This is a genomic window from Williamsia sp. Y721, assembly GCF_059683565.1.
In genome coordinates this window covers 862,306-882,760 of record NZ_JCASNH010000003.1, presented here as the reverse complement: position 1 = coordinate 882,760, position 20,455 = coordinate 862,306, and the positions used below count along the sequence as shown (strand labels likewise).

The window sequence follows — 20,455 nt, the reverse complement described above, 5'->3', positions numbered from 1 at the left end:
TCAAGGCGATTGCGGAACGGGCCTGCTTTGAAGGGGATTTCGGAATGGTGAAGCTATGGGGCAGTGGAGATTCCGAGGACTCCGGTGTACTGCCATCTCTCCCGTGACGCTTCCACGTCGGGAAAATTGTGGGGGCCGCCAGCACCCCAAGGGTTGTCCGGTCCACCGGCGCCCCAGGAGTTGATGATTGCGCCGGCGTGGATGTGGCCGCGAGCAGCGCGCAACGCGGTCCGGGCCTGGTACGACATCTGTTCGCACTCGATGTCGGTCGGGGCGTAGAACTGCAGAATCACCAGCGGGTAGTCGATCGCCCATTGGCTGCTGCCACCGGCACGTTCGACCTTGATGAACTTCGGCGGAATCGGACTGGGGACCTTCGTCGCGACCTTCACTCCCGGGAACACCGGCGCAAGAATCGACGCGATAATAGGGCGGAGAGGTAGCTCGGGAACCTCCGGAACGTCAGCCACCAGTCACCCGACCGAGCGCCTTGAGCAACGTGTTGTGCTTCAGATTGTTTCGCATCGACTTCCAGTCGGCCGTGACAACAGTTGAACGCCAGCGGCCTTGGGGTCGACGAGCGCCCTGTTGGGAGCCGACCGCGTACGTTCCTTTGCCTTCGGCGTTCGCGATCGCAGCTACACGAGCTGCGTACGCGTCCGTCGCACTGACAGCGCCGGGCATCCGTCGAACCTCGTATAGGGCGTCACGATTCTGGACGAACCGCACCCTAGCCATCAGCTACTACCGGTTCGACGCGGTTGTCGTAGATCCTGGTCCACACACCCGGGCCGTACGCCGCCACAGGCTTGCCTGGTGACTCGAACACGAGGAGTGCACCGGACGGTTCGGTCATGAACTCGACGCGGTCACCCGCGAAACTCGATTTGTCGGCACCCTTTTCAGGATTGATCCACTCGACGAACAAGGTCTTCATCAGCCAGTCACCCGCTTCAGGTTGACCACTCCGCCAGGATTCCAGCCGAACGGATTGTGGTTGTACTCCTCGACGTCACCGACCACCTCGTACTCGACACCGTCCAGGACCTCGATATCGTCTGGCGTGCAGACGAACCCGGGTGGGACGAGCAGTTCGACCTCGATGACCACTCGGTTGTGGCCGGCGAGTTTCGGTTCGGTCGACTGCGGTGGCCCCCAGCCGTAGACCCGGCGCGGCACTGGGTCCGCCCAGGTCTTGACTTCGTTGCCGTTCGCGTCCTCACCGGTGCCGGTGTAGGCCCTGTGCCCGACCTCGAACAACAGTGGCGGATTCAGGGGCATTGGCGGCGTTCCGAGATCATCGGGACGGAGACCGCCCATGTGCGGGTACCAGCAAGGGCCTGCTTGTCGGCCTTCGACAGCCACGGTCCGCCGGTGGTGTCCGCAGGTTTCCGGCTGAAGCTGTATGGCCCCGCCGTCATCTGATTCTCTGCGCCGTCGGTGTCACCGTTGTCGAGCACGCGGGCCACCATGCGAGACACCACGATCACCACCGACGAAGGAATCAACGGCGGTGTGGGTGGATCGGTTGTCAGGTCGTCGATGTACACACGCCTGAGGTAGCCCTCGACGGTCGCTGATGCTTCTTCGAGGAGCCCGTCGACACGGGCAACGTCTTCGTCAGTGAGGTCCCGGCCAAGCCGTTTCCTCACGTCCTCACGGGTTGCTAGCACCATCAGTTCAGCTCCCTTCCGCCTCCCCCAGAACAGATCCGGGGGAGGCGGTCACAGGTGAGATAGATCAGGAGCCGCTCGACGGGACGACCGCGGCCACGGGCGACGAGGTGTGTGCCGCGGACCCTGTGGCGATGTTGTTGCCGAGCGCGTACGCGAACCGCGCCTTGAATCGCAAGGCGACCATGTCCCGCTCGGCCAGGTTGATGCCACCGACGGTGGCCTGGTCGAGGAACTTGACGGTGATGTCCTGGCGGACACCGATCACGACACGGGACGAGTCGACCACGAGGGCCTCAGCGTCGGCAGGGTCCCAGACGGGCTGGTCGCCTCCGGAGCCGTCATCGACGGTGCCCTGCACCCAGTAGGCGTGCAGACCGTGGACGTCGTCTCGGGCGTCCGGACCGGTCGATGCCGATGGAGTGAAGATCGGGGTGCCGTCAGCGTTCCGGAGGTTCGCGAGCTTGTACCGCAAACCCTTTCGGGCGAGGATCGCGGAGGGATCGTACAGATCCGCGACCGAACCAGCGGCCTGCAGGATCGAGCCCGCGAGGTCGTCCTCGGTGCCAAGAGCCCCAACCTCGAAGAGGTTCCCTCCGGCGGTAGCCGAGGCGAATAGATCCGGGGAGGTCCACGTCGACGGCTTCTGGATGCCGAAGAACACGGCAGCGTCGAGCGCGAATGCGATGGCCTCGGCGCCGAGTCGGGTGATCTCGCCGAGGGTGTCCTCGGTGGCGTCGTCGATCGCGTTTTCGTGGATCGGGACGATCACGGCGAGCTCTTCGGCGACCAACTCTTTCTTGCCCCAGGTGGCCTTGGCCGTCGGCTTTTTGCCGATGTCCTCTGTCGCGGACTCACCGACCCACTTGGCGTGGGGCTTGGTAGCCAGCACGGGCATGCGGACGGTCTTGGTTCCCATGTTCTTGGTGGGGAACGCGGCCAGGGCCTGGGAGTTCTTCGTGGCGTGGGCCAGGAAGTCGGGGGCATATCCCTCCTGGATGAGCGCGGCCACGTCGGAACGAGTGATGTCAGCCATGATTGATCAATTCCTTTCTGTCATGGCAAATCCCACGACGCGGTCGGTCGGGGATGGGATTTCTACCGCTGGAGGGAGCGCAGCGCCTCGGCGGCGCGCTCTTTGGCGGTGGTAGTTGATCCGGCGCCTGATGCACCAGACCGGAGAGCGCCGGTCTTCTTCTTGCCGGTGTCTCCCGATTGAGCCTTGATGCGGGCCGCGAGAGCCTTGGCCTTCGCGTCGAACTTGTCCGCCGGAACGCCCTCGAGGAGTTCGAGGTCTTCGTCGGTCAGGCTGTAGGTGCGAGCTGCTCGTTCCCGAGCTGCGTCCTCCCTCGCCTCTTTGGCCGCCTTGCGTTCTGCGTCCCGTTCGGCTTCGAGCTTCTGTGTTGCGGTCTGGGTCTCAGCAACGTGTGCATCGAACTTCGTTGCCTTGTCCTTCAATTCGGAGATGTTCTCGCGAGCGAGACGTTCACCGATGATTCGGTCGACGTCGGCCTGCGTGAAGGTCTTGCCTTCGTCTTTGGCCTGGTTCTCCGAACCGGTTCCACCCTCGGCACCCTTGTCGTTCTCGTTGCCTTCGGCGTTTTCCGTACCTGTGTCACTCAATTTGTTCTCCGTAGCTCGTCAGCATCCGGTCACTTTGGTTGCGCAGACCGTCGCGCCCGCCCGGCCCTGGGGAAGTGGGTCGGGGAGTATTGGGGCATAAGAAAACCCCCGGAGCGTTGCTCACGGGGGCTTCTGTGTCGGGTGGTTAGGCCGCTTTCACGATTCGCGTGCGGCCGGGTTCTCCGCCAGCTCGCAGGGCTTCAAGATTCCATTTCGTCTCACTAACCAGGCGATCGAATACCTCATCGAGATACCGATCTTGCTGGTCGGAAGAGCCGGCGACGATGTCGATCCAGAACGGTGCACCGTCCAAGTTGTCCCGGGTGACGGTTACGTCCTCGTCGATGTTGATGAGGTCGGTGTCGCCGAGCCGGAAGTATGGTTTGTCGTCGTTCAGACGTTCACCGAGTAGCGGGGAAAGGACGTCCGCGATCTCCTCGGCTGACGCTGGGCCCCAGAGGTCGATGGATGCGCTATTCGACATTCGGGCCTCCAATCCTGACATCGAAATTGTCTGGCCCAAGCAGCCAGATCAACTTCCCATCAGCGTATCGCGCTGCGGCCCGTTGAGCTATCGCCTTCATTTCGTCGGGATCGAACGGACCGGCCTCATTCAGGTCGACGACGACCCGGTCGGCCTGCCGTCGGCCGTGTCGGATGGCCTGGGTGACCGCATTGGGCGTCGCCCGGGTCAGAGTCTTCATCTCCCATAGGTCGCCATCGAGGGTCACGTCGGCGGATTTCTCACCGTGGATTTCTGAAGCGGGTTGGAAGACCACGGTGTGGCCAATGGCGGCGAGTCTGTCCGCCGTTCGCTTCTCGTGCGGATGCAGGCTGCCTTCATTGACGAGTGACGTGTCGACTGAGCCGCGTGGTTCATCTGCGCCCGATACCGCTTGACCGCCGCTGGGTGGCTTTGTGGGCGGCTTCCGGCCGCCAGTGCCGCTCGCGGGGGTGGCCCGACGGTCCTTGTCAGCCTGGTCCATGTGTTTGGTGATCGATTTCGGATCAGTCAGCCCTGCTTTGCGCGCGGCGACGTAGTCCGCTTCCCATCGCCCGATGTAGCTCGGAGGTTCATACGATCGGCCCGGCCGTACAGGTACGGCGATGCATTTGCAGTTGTCGTGAAACTTGGAGCCGACGCCTCGAGTGCCGCGGGTCCTGTTGAGACTCTGGCCGCGCCCAACCACCGAGGTGGCTGACTGTCGCGAGGCGTAGACCGAGCCGCGGGTGGCGAGCATGCGGCAGAAACTGCAGGCGGTCGCCGATGCGTAGCGGGCCCAGCGCGTTCCGGTTTCACGTTCCGCGTTCGCGACGATCGTGTCGCGCGATGCGTCGAAGACCATGCGCTGCAATGAGCCGGCCAAGAGATCGAGCGGCATCGTCGCTGTGTCGGTCAGCATTGCCGTCGCTGCCCACCGCGCTGACGCTTCGATCCGTTCAATCGGAATCTCCGCTGGCTGAGCGGAAAACGTCGACTCTGGGACCTGCTCGGCATACCACTGCGCGGTAACTTCAGCTGACGCCGCTGTGTATTCGGCTGCAATCTCGGGTGTCGTCTGCTCAAGCCACAACAGGACAGTCTGGAAGTCCAGATGCTGAATTTGCCGCCAGACCGCGGTCAGATCGCGGACCGCGAGCGCGTTGAGGTCGTCGAGCAGAGATTGGATCTGCTCGACCTCATCGATCGACGGCATTCGTCCTGGTCGCGAGATCGTTGACCGCTGGATCCGTCTTGGCCTGGTCGGCCGCGCCCTTGAGCGTGCTCACCAGGCCTGCCACCCGCACCGAACGCATCGAGTCCTGAATGCCGACGATCTGTTGCTGTGTCATTCCGGGAACCAGGTGCAGGAGCGCGTCGATCGGAATACCCGCTGTCGCGAGCTTCGTGATGCCGTCGACAACTGCCCCGAACGCGCGGGCCTCTGTGTCGCGCCACACCATTTCGCCGGCGTCGTCGTCCCTGGTCTCCGGGTCGTTGTCCATCCGGCCGCCGAGCTGCAGGAGCTGCTCGTGGGATTCGCCGAACGATTCGCGTTTCGAGTCGAGTTTGCGTTGCTCGTTCTTCTCCGCTGCGGCGAGCGTCTCTGCGCCGATGTTGATCAGCTTTCCGGCGACGCGGACGGGGGAGATCTGCGCGACCATAGCGACGTGCTCGAGCATCTCGGCGAGCAGATCGTTGTAGCCGGACAGCGACGCAGGTTCGAATGACGACGTCTTGACCTCGTCTGCAAACGCCCAGACTCGCTTCGCCGAGGCCGCGAGGACTTCCTCGGCCGTCCCGGCCCATCCGGAAATGACCTTCTGGGGGAACGCGCCGAAGCGGGAAACGATCAATCGGTCGAAGTTGACCGAGTTGATGGCGCGCTGCAGCGTGATCAGGGGTTCGATCTCCCCGACGATCAAGTCTTCTGCGTCGCGACCGTTGATGTACCGCACGACCGGGCAGACCCCCGCGTGGTGTTCCACGGGGATGCCGAAACCATTCTCGGAGACGGTAACGGGCATGATTTTGTGATCGCCCTCAGTGCTGACGGTGGCGATCCTGCCAAGGTCCAGCGGGTACACGTGGGTGTCGTCGTAGAACTGTGCCTTTCGGCGCGGCTCACCGTCCGACGTGTCGATCCATACCTCGAGTGCGTACTGCGGCCACGGGTCGACTTGCGGGTCTTCGTACACTGCGATCAGCTGACGCGGTGACCGCACCTTGAACACAGGGCCGGCGGGACTCGGCTCGACCGCCACATATGCGACGCCGTAGACCAGTGCAGCGCGGTAGATCTCAGCTTGGTGCGCATCCATCCGGTTGCGCTGCCACATCGCCCACGCGGGCAGGTTCTCGCGCGATGACGCTGCGCGGTAACCCACGACCGAGAGGCTCTGCGCGAACGAATCTCGGACGAGCGACAACACGTTCTTCGGCGCCAGCTTCGCGAGGTCTTTGACGTCGGCATCTGCATCGTCGGGAACTCGCGGGACGCCACGTTTTCCGTTGACGTACTCGTGCAGCATGTCGAACTTGAGCAACTCAGATGAGTGCATCGACCACATCTTCATGACGAGTGGACGGATCTCCTCGTATTTGAGCATCACCACCCCCTCACACGAACGTCGCCTTGCCGGTTTTCTGTTTGGTCTTGTCCAGGCCGCTGTTCAGGACCAGGCGGCGGCCGAGAAGCGCGCCGACCATGCACACCGCAAGGTCGACAAGGCGTTTCGAGTCGCGGTTCTCCTTGCCGAGCGAGACACCCCACTGGTTGGGCCGTCGCTTCGCCTGGTGCACGTGCATCCGGAGGCCGGGGTCGCCGTCATGACTGAGGGTCTTGTCCTCGTCGATCTGCTTCGCGACCAGCTCGGCCATCTCCGTGAACGCCTGGTTGCGGTACACCGCACCGCGCTGAGACAGCCGCATGTCGAACTTCACCGAATGCCCCTGCTGGGCGCCGGGAGTGGCCCACAGCGGGAGGACCTTGCTGAAGTCGCGGTGCCAGGCGTCGATCAGATCAGCCCAGTACAGGGCCTCGTTCTCGTCGTCGCGGGCCGGTGACGGATCGACCCCAAACCACAGCACCTTGTAGCGGGCGAACGTTTCTCGGACTTTGGCGTCGACCTCGTGCCGTGGTGCGAGCCAGCCCTTGCCGCGATCGCCGTGTTCGCGCTGCCACAAACCGAGGACAAAGACGTGCCCGTCGGACAGTCGCACGCCGACCAGGCCCGTGGCGTCCGTCGACTTCGAGCAGTCCAGGAACATCGCGATCTGCTCGCCATCGACGACGATCTTGTCCGGCTGGGCCAAACCGTCGAAGTTGCTGGGGTCCACCCACGCGTCCTCAGCCGCCGCCAGCCCGTTGAGGTAGAAGCGAATCGATTCGGCCACCGGGGTACGTGGGTCTCGGACCTCGTCAGCCAGGCGCTCCAGGTCCGCCCACTCGGCGTCCGAATAGGACTGCCGCAGCGCGCGATTGAGCTGCTCCGGGTCGAGGATGCTGAGCTTCGGGTCGGCCTCGATCGAGTCGTACAGGATGTCTTGCTTCAGGTTCCGGAAGCGACCGGACATCTGCTTCTGCCACGCCTCGAACGACCGCTCGGCGGTTGAGTCCCGGCCCATCGAGTGCGCGTTCGTGAACTCACACAGGCGGGCCTGCAACGTGGCCGGCGACTTACCGACGTTCCGTCGTGCGACCTCGGTGACCCGATGGCCGCCGGAGCTTTCTGTCATGTGGTGCGACTCGTTCAACGCGATGAACGTCGCCGGGTCACCCTCGGACGACGCTTCCGACGCTGTCAGCACCTCGAGGCGACCGCGACCCTTCAGGATCGTGCGGGTCTCACCGGTGTCGAGCTCGTGCCAGTCCTTCGCCTCTCGGGACCACATCGCATTCGCAATGCGCAGCATGTCTTTCGACTGCGCTTCCGAGTTCGACGAGATCTGCACCAACGGCATCCGGTGAGCAATGCCCTCACCCAGCCCAGTCCGCTTGTCGAACAACAACTGGGACGGACCGACGAGTTCGAGGTTGCACATCGCCGCCCCGAACGGATCCTTGCCCGTTCCCTTCGCGCCGCGCTTCACACCCGAGCGGTAAACGAACCGACCGCGGTCATCGTACGAGTACCAAAGGATCAGGAACCGCTTCTGGCCCGGCGTGAACCGCCAATCCCGACCGGTCTGATAGTCCGTCAGCCCGGGGCCGAACTCCTCGAACTCCTCAGGCATCAGTCGGTTCTCGGCCCACCTGATGAGCAACGGACCCAGCGACGCGGCGGCCAGTTGCTGCTTCTCATCCGGATCGGACGGCCACGGCAACGTGCACCACGCCCCAGTTACTGGATCAACCCAGTAACCAGGAAGGAGGTCCTCAGAGGTCTCGGTAGTCGTCCATGTTGGCAACGCCCGCAGCCCCACTCTTCTCGACCCGAGGCGGCACGTACCGAATCCTCAAGTCGCGCCGAAAATCTCCCGTGGTGCCGAGAACCTTCTCGCGGTTCCGCAGCTCCGTCGCGTGCTTCGGCTCACCACTATGGACGAGAGCAGCGAGCTCGATCGAGTCCAAAGCGAAGTCCCACTCCGCGTCACCCCACAAGATGCAGTGCGGCATCGACGCCCAAGCCGCCCACTTCTTCTTCGTCCGAGCCATCCACGGCTGACCATTCGTCCGAGTCCGTGGCAACTTCGGCCCATCGTTGAACGGGATCTCAACGACCTCGGTCCAGTCGTGAGTCGGCTTCGCCCGGTTGCGAGCCTCGCCCTCTGGCTTCGGTTTCCGTCCACCGACAGGCATATGAAATCACCTCTCAGAAACGAGTTGGGTTTCGTACAGAGCCGGAGACCCTATGCCTACCGTGGGTTCTCCAGGGGCGGAGGGGGTCCCCTCCCCGCTCTTTGCATAACCGCAGGTCAGAGGCTTGGTTGCCTTTGCGAATGATCCCAGCCAGAAGGCATTTCCGCAGGTCAGAGCGGCGGTTAGCAGAGGCCAGGATGTCTTTCGGGGGCCCTTTTGGGGGTCCGTCGGGCTCGGCCTCGGGCGGCTTCGGCCTGGGTTTTGGGCTTGTGGCAGGGGTCACAAAGAGCTTGGCCGTTGTCCGGGTCGAACTCCGGGCCGCCTTCGGCGACGGGGATGATGTGGTCGGCCTGGGTGTTTCGGTCGCCTTTGTGGCCTTGGTGCCCGCAGCGTTGGCATACGTAGTGGTCTCGGTTGAGGACGGTGCGTGCCCAGCGTCGGTGTTGGGGTGTATTGGTGCGACTCGAGCCGTTGGTCCAAGTCATCGACACCATGCCCTTAGTCGAGTGCTTCGGAGGGGACCGCTATTCCGATGTTGGTGCAACCGCCGTCACCCGATGCTGTCGTGACGCACAGGACAATTCCACTCGCGCGGTAGCTTTCATCAAGCTCCCGAAGATACCCGTCTGGAATGTTGACGGCCATGGAATAGCCGTTGTGCGGCTCAATCACATTGGGGCATGGCGCCCAGTCTGTCGACGGAGTAGAGCACCGCACATTGAGTTGATCGAAGTAGTAACCGTCCTGCGCATTTGTTCGAAGGGATGCTGACGAGAAGTGTGAGTCCTGTTGCCCTTCGTTGACCAATCGGACCGTGATCGTTCGAGTCGTCGAATCATCCCAGGCTGCTGCCGGTATCTGACGTACGGGGGCATGGGCTATGTCTTCCTGTACCCAGTTCTTCGACGCAGACTGACCGGGCTTCCACAAACCGACGAATCCGGGGTAAACGGTTAGGAGGTCGCCTTGGTGCTGCGCAACTTGTTGCTGCAGATCGAGGTTCTGCTGTTGGATCTCTACGTTCTTGCGTTGCAGCTCAGCGATATTCTCGCTATTACCGTCGGCGTTGCGAAAAGCGATGACGCTGACGACCACGGCTGCGACCGCCACGACTACGGCGACGGCGGCGGCGACGTTCTTGAAGAGGTCAGACGCGATCGCGGTGAGGACACGCGATCGCGTTGCAGGTGAATCTGGTGACGGCACAGCTTTGTATTAAACAGCTGGTTGCGGGGCGCCGTGGATCTGTCCCCCTGAGGATCCTACGTTCAGACGACCTCATGCTGCCTGGCAGCTACTGCGCGAACCTCCATGCTCGGCGTGCTCGTGCTCGTGTTCGTGTTCGTCCGTCGGGGTGGTCGACGAGTGTCGAGTCGTCGCGGTGGTCGACGAGGGATGGTGTGGGGTAGCTGATGGTGTGGCCGGCTTCGGCTGCCCAGGCTCCGATTGCTTCGTCGATGGGGAGGCAGCTGGTCTCGATGCGTTCGAGCATGGGTGCGACGAGTTCTTGGCGGATGGCGATGGCCACGGCGTGGAGCATGGTGGGGAGTTGGATCCACTGTTGCCGTTTGGCTTCGGCTTGGCGGATGGCGATCTGGAGGCGTCGTTGCCAGTGGATGGGGTAGCCGGTGCCGGCGTAGAGGCTGACGACTGGTGTGGGTGCGGCGGCGAGGGTTTTGTCGAGTTGTGTGTGGAAGTCGGTGCAGAGGATGGCGTCGTCTTCGATGACGCAGATCCAGTCGGCGAGGTGGGTGTTGGCGAGGACCCAGGTGCGTTTGTGGTTTGTGCCTGCGGGCCAGTGCTTGTCGTGGTTGTTGAGAGCGACGGATGCGCCGAGCTGGTCGGCGAGGGCGAATGCGGCTTCGGATCGGCGTACGTCACCGACGACACCGAATGACACAGTCATCAGACGCGCGGCGGCCAGGACCAAGTGCGAGGGCCGGTCCCTTGCGGGACTGCGTACTCGCGGTAGTCGCCTCCGAGTCCATGGACGAGGAGGTCGACGGTGAAGTCGTTCGGCAGTTCGGGTACGAGGTCGTTGGGTTTGCCATTGCCCGAGAGTGTTCCGTCAGGTCCAGGACCCCATCGTTGGATGAGGTCCAGGTCGGTGGTCGCGCGTGTTCGGAGAACGATGGCGGGGGAGACTATGCCGTCGCCCAGCTTCGATTCGTAGTGCACGATCCGTCCGATGGTCGGCTGGGGGTCTTCCGTTATCCGTGCCATGTCGACTCCTGTTTGATCAGCTCTTTCATGACGTCGGGTTTGCCGGTCGCGAACTTGTACAGCTCCATGCGGTGCCGGTTGGGGTTTGCGGGGGTGAGGTCTCGGTCGACGGGGTGGTTGAACGAGAACACGATCGCCTTCACCCGGTGCACAGTCGACAGGGTCTGTGCTGCTGCGTGGAAGGCGTTGTCTTCGTAGCCCCATCGGCGTTCGAATCGTTCGTCCATGCCGCCCAACGACCAGTAGGTGTCTTGCGCGGTGACGAAGAGTCCGCCGACGGATGCGCGGTAGGCCTGGTCGATCTGGGCGTCCATGAGGTCGGATTGGTTGGTGTAGTCGGCGGGGATGTGGCGGTAGGCGGTGAAGGGCCATGTGACGCCGGGGTTGTGGAGGGCTTGGTGGACGGCGCCGAGGTCGGGGATGGTGTCTGCGTCGGCGACGATGACGTGGTCGGTGGTCGCTTTGCGGACCGCGGTGTTGCGGGCTTCGGGGACGCTGAACGGCAGGTTGGGGTCGCTGTCGGCCAGGATGATTGGCCAGCCGGTGTGGGTCCAGAAGTCGATGATCCGGTCGAACGCTTTCATCCGTTCGGGTTGCGGCCGCCATGGGATGCAGACGGTGATGTCCATCAGTATCCGAATCCTGTTCTTTCACCGGCGTGTTGGACTTTGATGCCGGGGAGGAACCCGAAGCGGTAGCCCTGGTGGAGCAGGGTGTTGCGTTTGAGGTCTTCGGACCAGCGGCCGGTGGGCCAGCCTGCGTTGAATACTGCGGCGCGCCAGACGCTGGGGTTGCAGGTGAAGGTGGCGGTTTGTTCGATGACGCCGGCGACGTCGGTGAAGGTGTGGCCTTTGTGGACCAGGGCTTCGATGAGGCCGCCGTGTTCGTGTTCGATGGGGAAGTGTGGGCCGCGTAGGAGTGCGACCTGCGCGAGATACGGCCGGTGGTAGAGGATCTCGGAGATCCGTTCGAGGTCGACGGGTTCGATGACCTCGAAGTCTTCCTCGAACCAGAACGCTTCTTCGCTTTGCGCTGCGGCACACGCGGCTTTCATGGCGGCGTTGTAGCCACGTTTCCCGACCTCTATGACGGTGCCGTATTGGCGGAGCCAGTCGGCGTGGTCGGTGTTCCCTGAGTCGTCGACGAACACGACGTCAGTCGCATCGGACACGAATGTGTCGATGGACTTCAGTGCAGTCTCGATGTGGGTTCGTTCGCGGTATGTACCGACGATGATTCTCATTCGTCGTCGGTGAGTGCGTAGATCCAGGCGGCGACGATGGTCGCTGCGACACCAAGGGCAAACCCGGTGAGGCCTGCCAGGATCCAGGTCATGGCCACTGGTCCAGTGTGACGGCCAGCGCTGCGATCTGGATGAGGACGAGGAAGCTGACGATGATCGTCGCGGTGATCGCGGCGAGTATCTCGCGTGCAGTCATGTGACCTCCAGGGAAGTGCTTTGACCCGGCGCAGCTCACAGGGGCGCTGACGCCCAGGCCTCGAACAGGACTGGGCGATCGGGGAAGACGCCGGGGCCAAAGTTGTGTTCACCGCGCCGCGCAGCAACACCCTCGCCCGGGATCGAAGGGGGTCGTGGGATGCGCTTGCCCAACCCGAAAGGTGTTCTGTGGGTTTGACGCGTTGCGGTGAAGTCTGGTTAGCGGCGGGCGAGTTCGCGTGTTGCGAGTTCGGCGCGCGCGACGTCAATGAGGCGGTAGAGGTTCCGGCCGACGGGGTCTTTGCCGGAGACGAGGAGGTGTTGGCGTTTGCCGTCGCGGCCTCGGTAGCCGCGTGATGCCCATTGGCGGATCGTTGCGGCGGATACGTCGCAGAGGCCGGCTGCTTCATTCGCGTTGATCAGGGAGTTGACGCCGTCGGGGGACAGAACTTCTGGCATTTCGCCTCCAGGAATGACGAAACCCCCACGCTGTTCGCGCAGGGGCCTGGACACACTTGTACCGCTGGCATGCATATTACGTGTCACACCTGTGAATTTCATGAGGCGGCGATCAGTGTGTCGATCGTCATGCGGATGAGTAGTGGATAGTGCTGGTCTTTGATGGTGTATCCGCATGCGTCGCAGATGATGAAGTCTTGGCCGGCGCCGGCGACGCGCATGAGTGTGCGGAGTCCGCATTCGTCGTTGGGGCAGGGGATGGGGAGTGTGGTGCGGGGGTTGGTGAGGCCGAGTCGTTGGCGGATGTGGCGGTGGAGGTCGAAGATTTCGTCGAATGCTTCGTCGTCGATTACCCAGTCCCAGTGGTAGGGGACGCGGAGTTGGGTGAATGGTGTTTCGGCGGTGAGGAGGTCGTCGAGTCTGGGTTGGAGGTATTTCCAGGCGTTGACGATGACGTCTTGTTCGCGGCGTGGTCGGGTGGGCTGGGTTTCTTGGCGGTGGTCGGCGACGAGGTCGTGCCAGTTCCAGAAGAGGTCAGCGATTTTCGCGCATTGGTCAGAGGCCCATTCGGCGGGGTGGCCGTATGCGCGGACGTTGGATGTGCGGCCGCCGCTGCTGGTGGGGACGGGGAGTGTATTGGTGAGGTGGATCCAGTCTTGGGTGAGCCAGTAGAGGGTTTGGCGGAGTTTGTTGGCGCTGACTTTGCGGCGGGGCCTGGCGATTCGGGTATTCAATCTGGCCATACTCCTAGATATCCGTGGGGGTCGGGGGTTTGTGTGCTGGGGCGATCGGCCCAGTTGTATGGGTGGAGCTGGTAGGTCCACGAATGGTCGCCGGCAGGGTTGCTCGGGTCGTGTGTGAAGTCGATGCCGCGGTGATCGATGCGAAGGGTGACGAAGAGTCGGTCTTCATCGCGTGTGAGTGATGCGTGCGCGGGGTTCAGTCCGAGGTGGGTGATCGTCATGTTCTTCTCGAGCTTCTTGATCATGCTGCGCGCGAACAACATCTGGTACGGCATCGAACTGTCAGCCAGGTGGATGCATGGCTTCCATTCACCGTCGGTTCCGTCCGGTGTGATGACGTGGACGCGCGTGTCTGGCAATCCGGGTACCTCTCCGAACGGTGAGACGATCGTGAGGCCATCGACCGAGAGGTCGAGTATTGCTGTCATCAGCATTCTCCTCGGTGGTGTAGTCCGCAGGTGGTGCAGAGCGGGCTTGGGCGGTTGCTGTTGTGGGCGCCGGTGAGGCATGGGCTGCAGGAGATTTCATTGTTCTGGTCGTAGCCGATGCGGTCGCCCTTTTCGAATGGGTTGTCGCAGCGGCCGCAGAATCCTGCGTAGCGGGCTTCGAACGTGGCGGCCATTCCTAGGTGCCCTTCACGTTGAGGATCTGGCGGAGCTCGTACTCGATGTCGACGAGATCCTTCGCGTCTTCCATGACCTGGTCGATGTCCTTGTACGCGCCGGGGATCTCGTCGATCCATTCGGCGCCGTGCCGGTACTCGATGCCGGTCATGGCGTGCTCGAGGTCAGCTTCGGTGAATCGACGCTTGGCTTCGGTGCGTGAGAATCGGCGGCCGGCGCCGTGTGGTGCTGAGCAGAGTCCGGCTGGGTTACCTTTGCCGCGAACGACATACGAGCGGGTGCCCATCGATCCGGGGATGACGCCGCGGATGCCTTCGTGTGCGTCGATGGCGCCTTTCCGGGTGAGCCACACGTCCTTGCCGGCGTGGTGTTCCTGGGTTGTGTAGTTGTGGTGGCAGTTGACGCGTTCGAGTTCGAGGCCTTCGATGTCGGTGTGGGCCCAGTGCGCGAATGTCTGGACGAAGCGGTCCATCATCTCGGCGCGGTTTTCGTACGCGAACTTCTGCGCCCAGCTCAGCTCGCGGAGGTAGTCACCGAGCTCGGGTGTGCCGGTGGGCAGGTATGCGAGGTCGATGTTCGGGAGCTGGATATGCCATTGCTTGCATAGCTTTTGGGCGATCTTGATGTGCTTCTGTGCGATCTTGTTGCCGACGCCACGGGATCCGGAGTGCAGGAACAGCCAGACGGCGTCGTTCTGATCGAGGCACAGTTCGATGAAGTGGTTGCCACCACCAAGCGAGCCGAGCTGCTCGGGCCATTTCGGGGAGTGACGCAGGTCGACGTCGCGTCGGTGCGCCTCGATCGCGAGATCGTCAACCCGGCCCTTCGTGAACGTGAATCGGGTCAGACCCTGGTTGTAGTTCCCGGGCGACAGCGGGATCGCGGACTCGATCGACTCACGCAGGGCGGCCAAGTCGAGTCCGTCGATGTTCACCTTGTGCAGCGTCGTCTTGGCCGCGATCATGCCGCAGCCGATATCGACGCCGACCGCAGCAGGGATGACGGCGTTGACGGTGGGGATGACGGTTCCGACGGCGGACCCTTTGCCGGATTGTGCGTCTGGCATGAGTGCGACGTGTGGGTGGACGAACGGCATGAGGGCGGTCTGCTTCGCCTGTTCGATGGTGTTGTCGTCGATATGGCTGGCGAAGTTGATGAGCTTGTAGTTGTCGATGCGGTGTGGCATATCAGGCCTTTCGGGGGTGCGGCTGTGTTGGATTTCGTTGGGTCACTCTGGAATAGCCTTGCTTTCAGCGAGTTTCGCGATATCGGCCATGGCTCTGCGCCGGGTCTCCGCGGATGCGATTGGCTTGTTTAGTTCGAGGAGTTCGGCGGCCGGGGCGGGTTGGCGCATGGCGGCGCGGATCGCGGTGGTGACGTGGGCGGGCATGAGCCAGTCGGTGGACGTGGCGAAGTGGTTGTGGACTGCTTCGAGCGCGGCGCCGCGGGACCAGCGGCCGCGTTGGGCTGCTTCGCACCAGGCGGCGATGGTCGTTTGGCCGACGTCGCGGTTGTCGTAGGACTGGACGACCTGGAGCAGTTCGATTATCTCGTTGCGGTTCACTGGATGCCTCCGTTGATGGCTCGCAGGTTGGTGGGTTGTCCGCCGAGTTCGTGGAGCGCGGCGGGGTTGGGGTTGGTTTTCTGCGCTTCGAGTTCGAGGAATTGGCGCTCAGACTTCGTCAGAGGCTTCGATCGGGCCTGTCGGGGGTCTTGGGCCTTGAGGAGCCCGCTGACGAGCGAGGGGAGGATTCCGGGGCCAACATCGGTGCGTGACATCCACTCGTGGAGCGCCGCTTCGACGATCTCGGGGTCGGTGCCGGCGACGAGCATCTCGGAGGTTTTGATGCGGAGCCCGGTCTTGACGGCGTCGGGTTGGTTGCGGGGGATGATCTCGCGGACCATGCGGGCGGCGTCGGGTTTGATGGCAGGCCCGGTGGGGCGGTCGGTCGGCGGAGCTTCAGGGTCGCTCGCGTTGCTTACGTGGGGTGCCTCAGGAACTTTCGTATCTGTCTTCTTTTTGTTCTGGTTACTGTGGGGGTCTGAGGATTGGTAGATTCTCGCACGAGAATCGTTGCGAGATTGATAGCGCTGTCGTTGGTACTCACGGTCTCGGTTTTTCTTGTTGACGTGCGCAATCAGGGGCCCTTGCCACTTCTCGAACGTGCGGACGTAGTAGCCCTTTTCGTCTTCAGATGGCACCACGATTCGTGTTCGAATCAGTTCATCAACTCGTCGCGAAACGGCACGCATTCCGAGCTTTTTCAGCGCGGTCTTGGTGATGTACCCATCCATTCGCTGCTCCTCCTCAGCGATGTATCCGAGGATCCGAGCGAGGCACATTTGAGCGCTCTCGGACACCCCCATGTCGTCGAGGTCTTTGTAGAAGCGCGAGGACATCGCGAACCATTCGGCCACTGTCAGGCACCAGTCCTCTCTGCCAGCTTGGCGATGCAGCCGGTCCAGTGCATGCTCGTGTGGCCCTCCGGCAGGGCGCACGGTTGGCACTCGTAGCTGACGCCCGGTTTGATCGCTCCAGGTCTCTTGTGCCAACTGTTGTCGCACTCGGCGCGGCAGACTGGCCGCTCCGAATCGCGGAAGTGAGCTGTGAGCTCCTTCTGATCGAAGCCGAGTTCGCAGTCTTCGCAGTAGAACTCGTCGTCGTAGTACGAGGTCTCACCGCCGCAGCATCCGCACGCCGGGTACTGCAGCTCCGCATTGGGAAGTGGTTGCATCACGCACCACCGTTCGCCAGTTCGAGGAGTACTTCGGCGTGGCATCGCAATCCGAGCCAGTCGAGTGATCCTCCGCGGGTGAGCGGCGTTGGCGGACACCAGCAGCACAGGTCACGGCCTGCCAGTTGGCGTTGGACGTCGTTGTCTGGTCCGGTGACATCCACGCCGCGAGCATTTGCGGCGATTAGATCTTTGGGATCGGTTGCGCGGTAGGCGAATAAGTTCACGACTTCGAGTCGGGCGAAGCCGTTCGTCCTGGCGAAGCCGATGCAGCGACGGATGGTCGGATCGTCTTCGTGTGCGTCCGCCGTCGACGGATTGAGCATGATGAAGAGACAGATGTCATCCGGGTCTGTCTGCGGTTCGAGCGTGAGCGGGAGATCCCGGCGCAGCCAATACCGATAAGCGCCGTCGGCTGAGGTGATGCCCCCGTCGTCCTGGTTGGACAGAGTCATCGCCGTTCACCCGATTTCCACGACTCGTGACCGATACGCTCCTCGCATGACGGGAGTCGAGTGCAAACACTGCGGTGTTGTTCGGTCCGCGAAGAGCGGGGATGTCTGCAAGAAGTGCGGAAAGATGAATGGCCTGGGGCGAAAGAAGAAGCGCGTCGGGAGTCGCGCACGCAAGGCGAAGAAGGGCTCCGGATCCGTCTGGACCGTGAGCGGCGGACTGCCAGAGTCGGGACGACGCCGGTGACCAGTCCTACTCGGCGCAGTCCTTGAATGACTTGCCGGCCGGCACGTAGATCGAGATCCCTTGCTTTCGGCAGAGGCCGACTAGATCGTTGTGCGGGGCCCGCGGCAGTAGCAGCGCAGGTGAGACCGCGATGCCCTGCTTCGCTGCGCAGTACTGGTAGTCGAGCACCTGACCGATCGCGGTTCGCACGTCCTCGGACTTGGCCGATTTCTTCGCCTCGATCAGCTCCGCAGTTGTCTGGTCGTAGAGGTCTGGTAGCAATGTGCGTCCACCGCTGACCATTGTGAGGCTGAGGACCTTGTCGCCCCGGGCCTGCAACCACCGGCCGAAGCGCGCCTCGAGTTCGAACTCCTCGCGGTTGGCCAGTTTCTCCGCCACCTGCTGCGCGACCTTGTATGGCGTTGATGTGCGCGGCGCCCAGTCGCGCGTATCGGTAGCCGCCCCCGTGGTCGGCGCAGGAATGAGTTCCGGGTCCGCGTCCACGGGTACGAGGCTGAAGATGATCCCCTCGCGTGAATTGCCGTGGATATCCGGAATTTGTGCAGTAGCCCAGCCTGGATCGCCTAGTGCGTACGCTCCGATATACGTCGCCCAGACCCCGCTCGTTATGAACAGGCGTATCGCTTTGCCGTCGTCCGCAGCGTCCCTGAGTGCCTTGTTGCCACGCACGAAGGTCATATCGCCAACCTGGCCCTCGCCGGTATACCGGTAGGTTCCGTCCGATTGCTGGCCTTCGTGGACGTCGTACCCGAACGACCTCCCGCTCAGCGGATTCGAGAAGATCAGGACGTTGTCGGTTGGCGTGGCAATGCCGCCCTGGCGCTGTCCGCCGTATACGGCATGTACTTCCTGGCGCCGCAGTGTAGACCCGGGTTCGATACTCCACGCCATTGTGTTGCCCTCTCCGTCCCGCTTGATCCTCAGCTACTTTAGGACGAGAAGGCAAGGAACCGACGCATGGTCCGTCCAAGATGCAGCGGGGGCCGGTCATTCTAATCAGCGTTGAAAGTCGCACATCGGGCGTTCCGATTCTTCGTGCCCATTCCCCTGACCTGTGACAGCATTGCCGGGCATGAACGCTGACACAGCGGCGGCGATTGGCGTCCCGGTTGGTACCGCGATTTTGGCGGCCATCGTTTCCTGGGCAGTTGCGGCGAGGGCTTCCAGTCGGCACGGCCGGTGGGAAGCGATCGCCAACGACTTGCAGATCATTCAGATGCTCGAGGACACAGACCCGATGAAGGGCTGGATGCGTGAATACGCCGATATTCGGCTTAGAGCCTATGCTGCGTCTGAGACCAAAGGTACCCACCAACAGTTTTATCTTTTCTGTTTGACTGTTGTTGGTTTTACGGGCGTTCTGATTTATCTGTTTGTGGATTCGGGATCCCAAACGGGTCAGAAGATTGCCATCATAATAGTGGGGTTGGTTTTCGTGCCGACTGCGGCTTTCGTGGCCACTTTGGCCTACTGGCAGTGGACACATCCAACGTTCAAGCTCCGTGGTGTGCGGCGAATCGAATTGGAGCCATATAACTTTCGCGTGCAGCAACTGCATGCAGAGCTGACGGGAACTTCTCCGCTTCCTGACTGGTTTGCTACGTTTCTCTACCGCAACTATCTGTTCTGGCGCGCGCGGCGTGTGCGGTGGGCGCGACGGAAACTCGCGCGAAGGATCAGGTGAAGTGATGCAGAATTCCTTCTCTATTGGCCAAACAACGTCGGTCACGAGCGTGTTGCCGTCGCAGTCGGGATCCATTTGGAAGTGAACCTGCAATCGAGTTTGGGCATGTCTTATTCCTTTCCTGCGCAGCTGATGTGAAGCTCTCGGCCGTTGCGTCTCTGTATGTGGTCGCCGGGATTGATGCGTCGTTCGCACATGTCGCACGGCCCGGCGTACCGGGCAATCGATGGGGGTCGGCTGCTGCGGTTCTCCCGGAACTCGACCGGGTCCGACGGCAGCTTCTTGCTCATGGCGTGGTCCGCTCGTATGAACCGCTGTCGAGGTAGTCGGACTCATCTGGCTCCCACACCTGGGCGTCTGAGCCGAGACCGTCGAGGACTGTGTCTTCGCGGCAATCGGGGCAGCGGTAGGCGTAGATGTTCCCGACGAGGTGGCGGCCGCGTCGCAGGCGGGCCTTGCCGATCGCGACGATCGCGTCGGGGCCGTCGGGGTCAGTCCAGACGGTTCCGCGGTTCACTGGCGGTGTGGTCATGCTGCCGCAGTTCCGGCAGCACGTCGGCTTCAGCGGCGGGCAGATGATGACGTCGAGTTGAGTTTCCCAGCCATGCCATTCGACGACGTGACCGTCCCAGCGAGGCGGCAGATCATGGGTCCGGGGGAGCGGTAGTTGCGTCATCACGAGTCGACCGTCCCCATGAACACACCCACAATGACCGCGCAGACACCGATCACGACCGCTGCGGCGCCGGCACGGATCCACCAGCCGTAATGCTCCGTGCTCATGCCGTCCTCGCTCCGTCGTCGATGAGGTTGTCGGTCCACGCGAGTAGTTCCTGGGGTGACCGGTCGACCGGGACCATCGCGGCGAGCGCGACGATGAGTGTCCGCGCCTGGTTGGGTGTGAGCGTTTCGAGGTGGGCCCACACCATGCGCGGATCGTCCTCTCGCACATGTGATGCCATCGAGACCGCCGCCTCCGCAGCACCATCGAGCAGCCGTTTACGCTCCTCGATGGATGGGCCCACCGGCTCCTCGTCGATCGACTCGACGTCGAACTCGCGGGCACGGAGACGGGTCACGGTGCGAGTCGTAATGTTCAGCCGATCCGCGATTTCCTTGGTGGACACACCAGCTTCGGTCAGCTTCCGCACCACCGCCGTCCGCTCACGCACGTTGAGCGACACGTCATCACCGCGCAGAGCGCGCTGCACAGCCATTTCGTCGTAGATCATCGCGGTGCCCACCTCCACACGATCAGGCCAGCGATACCGAC

At 62.6% G+C, this 20,455-nt stretch carries 28 protein-coding genes; 1 reads left to right on the top strand and 27 read right to left on the bottom strand.

The features are described from left to right. Positions 1–53: 53 nt before the first annotated feature. From AC56PL_RS18965 to AC56PL_RS18845, 25 genes are all read right to left on the bottom strand, one after another. The gene (locus AC56PL_RS18965) at positions 54–470 is read right to left on the bottom strand and encodes a hypothetical protein (RefSeq protein ID WP_497154756.1); all 417 of its coding nucleotides are present in this window, start codon (positions 468–470) and stop codon (positions 54–56) included. A 260-nt stretch (positions 471–730) separates the two neighbouring features. Next, positions 731–937, bottom strand: coding sequence for a hypothetical protein (locus AC56PL_RS18960; RefSeq protein ID WP_497154755.1), 207 nt, complete (start codon positions 935–937; stop codon positions 731–733). Further along, complete coding sequence (locus AC56PL_RS18955; RefSeq protein WP_497154754.1) at positions 937–1,281, bottom strand: hypothetical protein; 345 nt, start codon at positions 1,279–1,281, stop codon at positions 937–939. The genes AC56PL_RS18960 and AC56PL_RS18955 overlap by 1 nt, the downstream gene beginning before the upstream one ends. After that, positions 1,272–1,676, bottom strand: a complete 405-nt coding sequence (locus tag AC56PL_RS18950; RefSeq protein WP_497154753.1) for a hypothetical protein — start codon at positions 1,674–1,676, stop codon at positions 1,272–1,274. Before AC56PL_RS18950 ends, AC56PL_RS18955 begins: the two co-directional genes overlap by 10 nt. A 64-nt stretch (positions 1,677–1,740) precedes the next feature. Further along, entirely contained in the window at positions 1,741–2,709 is a 969-nt protein-coding gene (locus AC56PL_RS18945) for a phage major capsid protein (RefSeq protein WP_497154752.1), read from the bottom strand. 62 nt (positions 2,710–2,771) lie between these two features. After that, entirely contained in the window at positions 2,772–3,296 is a 525-nt protein-coding gene (locus tag AC56PL_RS18940) for a hypothetical protein (RefSeq protein WP_497154751.1), read from the bottom strand. 145 nt (positions 3,297–3,441) lie between these two features. Then, positions 3,442–3,780 carry a hypothetical protein gene (locus tag AC56PL_RS18935; protein ID WP_497154750.1) on the bottom strand — a complete coding sequence of 113 codons (339 nt, stop codon included), beginning with the start codon at positions 3,778–3,780 and terminating at the stop codon, positions 3,442–3,444. Then, a complete protein-coding gene (locus tag AC56PL_RS18930; protein WP_497154749.1) occupies positions 3,770–4,993 on the bottom strand; it encodes a VG15 protein in 1,224 nt (407 codons plus the stop codon). The genes AC56PL_RS18935 and AC56PL_RS18930 overlap by 11 nt, the downstream gene beginning before the upstream one ends. Continuing rightward, positions 4,977–6,386: a phage portal protein gene (locus AC56PL_RS18925; RefSeq protein ID WP_497154748.1), complete on the bottom strand. Its 1,410-nt coding sequence runs from the start codon at positions 6,384–6,386 to the stop codon at positions 4,977–4,979. The genes AC56PL_RS18930 and AC56PL_RS18925 overlap by 17 nt, the downstream gene beginning before the upstream one ends. A gap of 10 nt (positions 6,387–6,396) precedes the next feature. Next, complete coding sequence (locus tag AC56PL_RS18920; RefSeq protein WP_497154747.1) at positions 6,397–8,103, bottom strand: terminase large subunit domain-containing protein; 1,707 nt, start codon at positions 8,101–8,103, stop codon at positions 6,397–6,399. 52 nt (positions 8,104–8,155) lie between these two features. Next, positions 8,156–8,578 (bottom strand): phage terminase small subunit, encoded by a 423-nt coding sequence (locus AC56PL_RS18915; RefSeq protein WP_497154746.1) that lies wholly within the window; start codon positions 8,576–8,578, stop codon positions 8,156–8,158. 182 nt (positions 8,579–8,760) lie between these two features. Then, on the bottom strand, positions 8,761–9,063 hold the full coding sequence (locus tag AC56PL_RS18910) for an HNH endonuclease (protein WP_497154745.1): 303 nt from the start codon (positions 9,061–9,063) through the stop codon (positions 8,761–8,763). A gap of 13 nt (positions 9,064–9,076) precedes the next feature. After that, a complete protein-coding gene (locus tag AC56PL_RS18905; RefSeq protein WP_497154744.1) occupies positions 9,077–9,784 on the bottom strand; it encodes a hypothetical protein in 708 nt (235 codons plus the stop codon). An 88-nt stretch (positions 9,785–9,872) separates the two neighbouring features. Next, positions 9,873–10,484: a hypothetical protein gene (locus tag AC56PL_RS18900; RefSeq protein WP_497154743.1), complete on the bottom strand. Its 612-nt coding sequence runs from the start codon at positions 10,482–10,484 to the stop codon at positions 9,873–9,875. After that, positions 10,484–10,801, bottom strand: coding sequence for a hypothetical protein (locus AC56PL_RS18895; protein ID WP_497154742.1), 318 nt, complete (start codon positions 10,799–10,801; stop codon positions 10,484–10,486). Before AC56PL_RS18895 ends, AC56PL_RS18900 begins: the two co-directional genes overlap by 1 nt. Next, entirely contained in the window at positions 10,789–11,430 is a 642-nt protein-coding gene (locus AC56PL_RS18890; protein WP_497154741.1) for a glycosyltransferase family 2 protein, read from the bottom strand. The genes AC56PL_RS18895 and AC56PL_RS18890 overlap by 13 nt, the downstream gene beginning before the upstream one ends. Beyond that, positions 11,430–12,044 (bottom strand): hypothetical protein, encoded by a 615-nt coding sequence (locus tag AC56PL_RS18885; protein WP_497154740.1) that lies wholly within the window; start codon positions 12,042–12,044, stop codon positions 11,430–11,432. The genes AC56PL_RS18890 and AC56PL_RS18885 overlap by 1 nt, the downstream gene beginning before the upstream one ends. 414 nt (positions 12,045–12,458) lie before the next feature. Further along, the gene (locus AC56PL_RS18880) at positions 12,459–12,698 is read right to left on the bottom strand and encodes a hypothetical protein (RefSeq protein WP_497154739.1); all 240 of its coding nucleotides are present in this window, start codon (positions 12,696–12,698) and stop codon (positions 12,459–12,461) included. 98 nt (positions 12,699–12,796) lie between these two features. Beyond that, entirely contained in the window at positions 12,797–13,441 is a 645-nt protein-coding gene (locus AC56PL_RS18875) for a hypothetical protein (RefSeq protein WP_497154738.1), read from the bottom strand. Continuing rightward, positions 13,429–13,869, bottom strand: coding sequence for a hypothetical protein (locus tag AC56PL_RS18870; RefSeq protein WP_497154737.1), 441 nt, complete (start codon positions 13,867–13,869; stop codon positions 13,429–13,431). Before AC56PL_RS18870 ends, AC56PL_RS18875 begins: the two co-directional genes overlap by 13 nt. 196 nt (positions 13,870–14,065) lie before the next feature. Continuing rightward, positions 14,066–15,250 (bottom strand): RtcB family protein, encoded by a 1,185-nt coding sequence (locus tag AC56PL_RS18865; protein ID WP_497154736.1) that lies wholly within the window; start codon positions 15,248–15,250, stop codon positions 14,066–14,068. Positions 15,251–15,292: 42 nt separating this feature from the next. Further along, positions 15,293–15,628: a hypothetical protein gene (locus AC56PL_RS18860; RefSeq protein WP_497154735.1), complete on the bottom strand. Its 336-nt coding sequence runs from the start codon at positions 15,626–15,628 to the stop codon at positions 15,293–15,295. Continuing rightward, on the bottom strand, positions 15,625–16,482 hold the full coding sequence (locus AC56PL_RS18855; protein WP_497154734.1) for a hypothetical protein: 858 nt from the start codon (positions 16,480–16,482) through the stop codon (positions 15,625–15,627). Before AC56PL_RS18855 ends, AC56PL_RS18860 begins: the two co-directional genes overlap by 4 nt. A 316-nt stretch (positions 16,483–16,798) precedes the next feature. After that, positions 16,799–17,254 (bottom strand): DUF1643 domain-containing protein, encoded by a 456-nt coding sequence (locus AC56PL_RS18850; RefSeq protein WP_497154733.1) that lies wholly within the window; start codon positions 17,252–17,254, stop codon positions 16,799–16,801. A gap of 250 nt (positions 17,255–17,504) precedes the next feature. Further along, positions 17,505–18,389: an SRA domain-containing endonuclease gene (locus tag AC56PL_RS18845; RefSeq protein ID WP_497154732.1), complete on the bottom strand. Its 885-nt coding sequence runs from the start codon at positions 18,387–18,389 to the stop codon at positions 17,505–17,507. Between the two features lie 181 nt (positions 18,390–18,570). Between AC56PL_RS18845 and AC56PL_RS18840 the strand changes: the two genes are divergently transcribed. Beyond that, on the top strand, positions 18,571–19,182 hold the full coding sequence (locus tag AC56PL_RS18840; protein WP_497154731.1) for a hypothetical protein: 612 nt from the start codon (positions 18,571–18,573) through the stop codon (positions 19,180–19,182). A gap of 286 nt (positions 19,183–19,468) precedes the next feature. Here the strand turns inward: AC56PL_RS18840 and AC56PL_RS18835 are convergent, their stop codons facing one another. Then, positions 19,469–19,858, bottom strand: coding sequence for a hypothetical protein (locus AC56PL_RS18835; protein ID WP_497154730.1), 390 nt, complete (start codon positions 19,856–19,858; stop codon positions 19,469–19,471). A gap of 103 nt (positions 19,859–19,961) precedes the next feature. Continuing rightward, entirely contained in the window at positions 19,962–20,414 is a 453-nt protein-coding gene (locus AC56PL_RS18830) for a helix-turn-helix domain-containing protein (RefSeq protein WP_497154729.1), read from the bottom strand. Between the last annotated feature and the right edge of the window lie 41 nt (positions 20,415–20,455).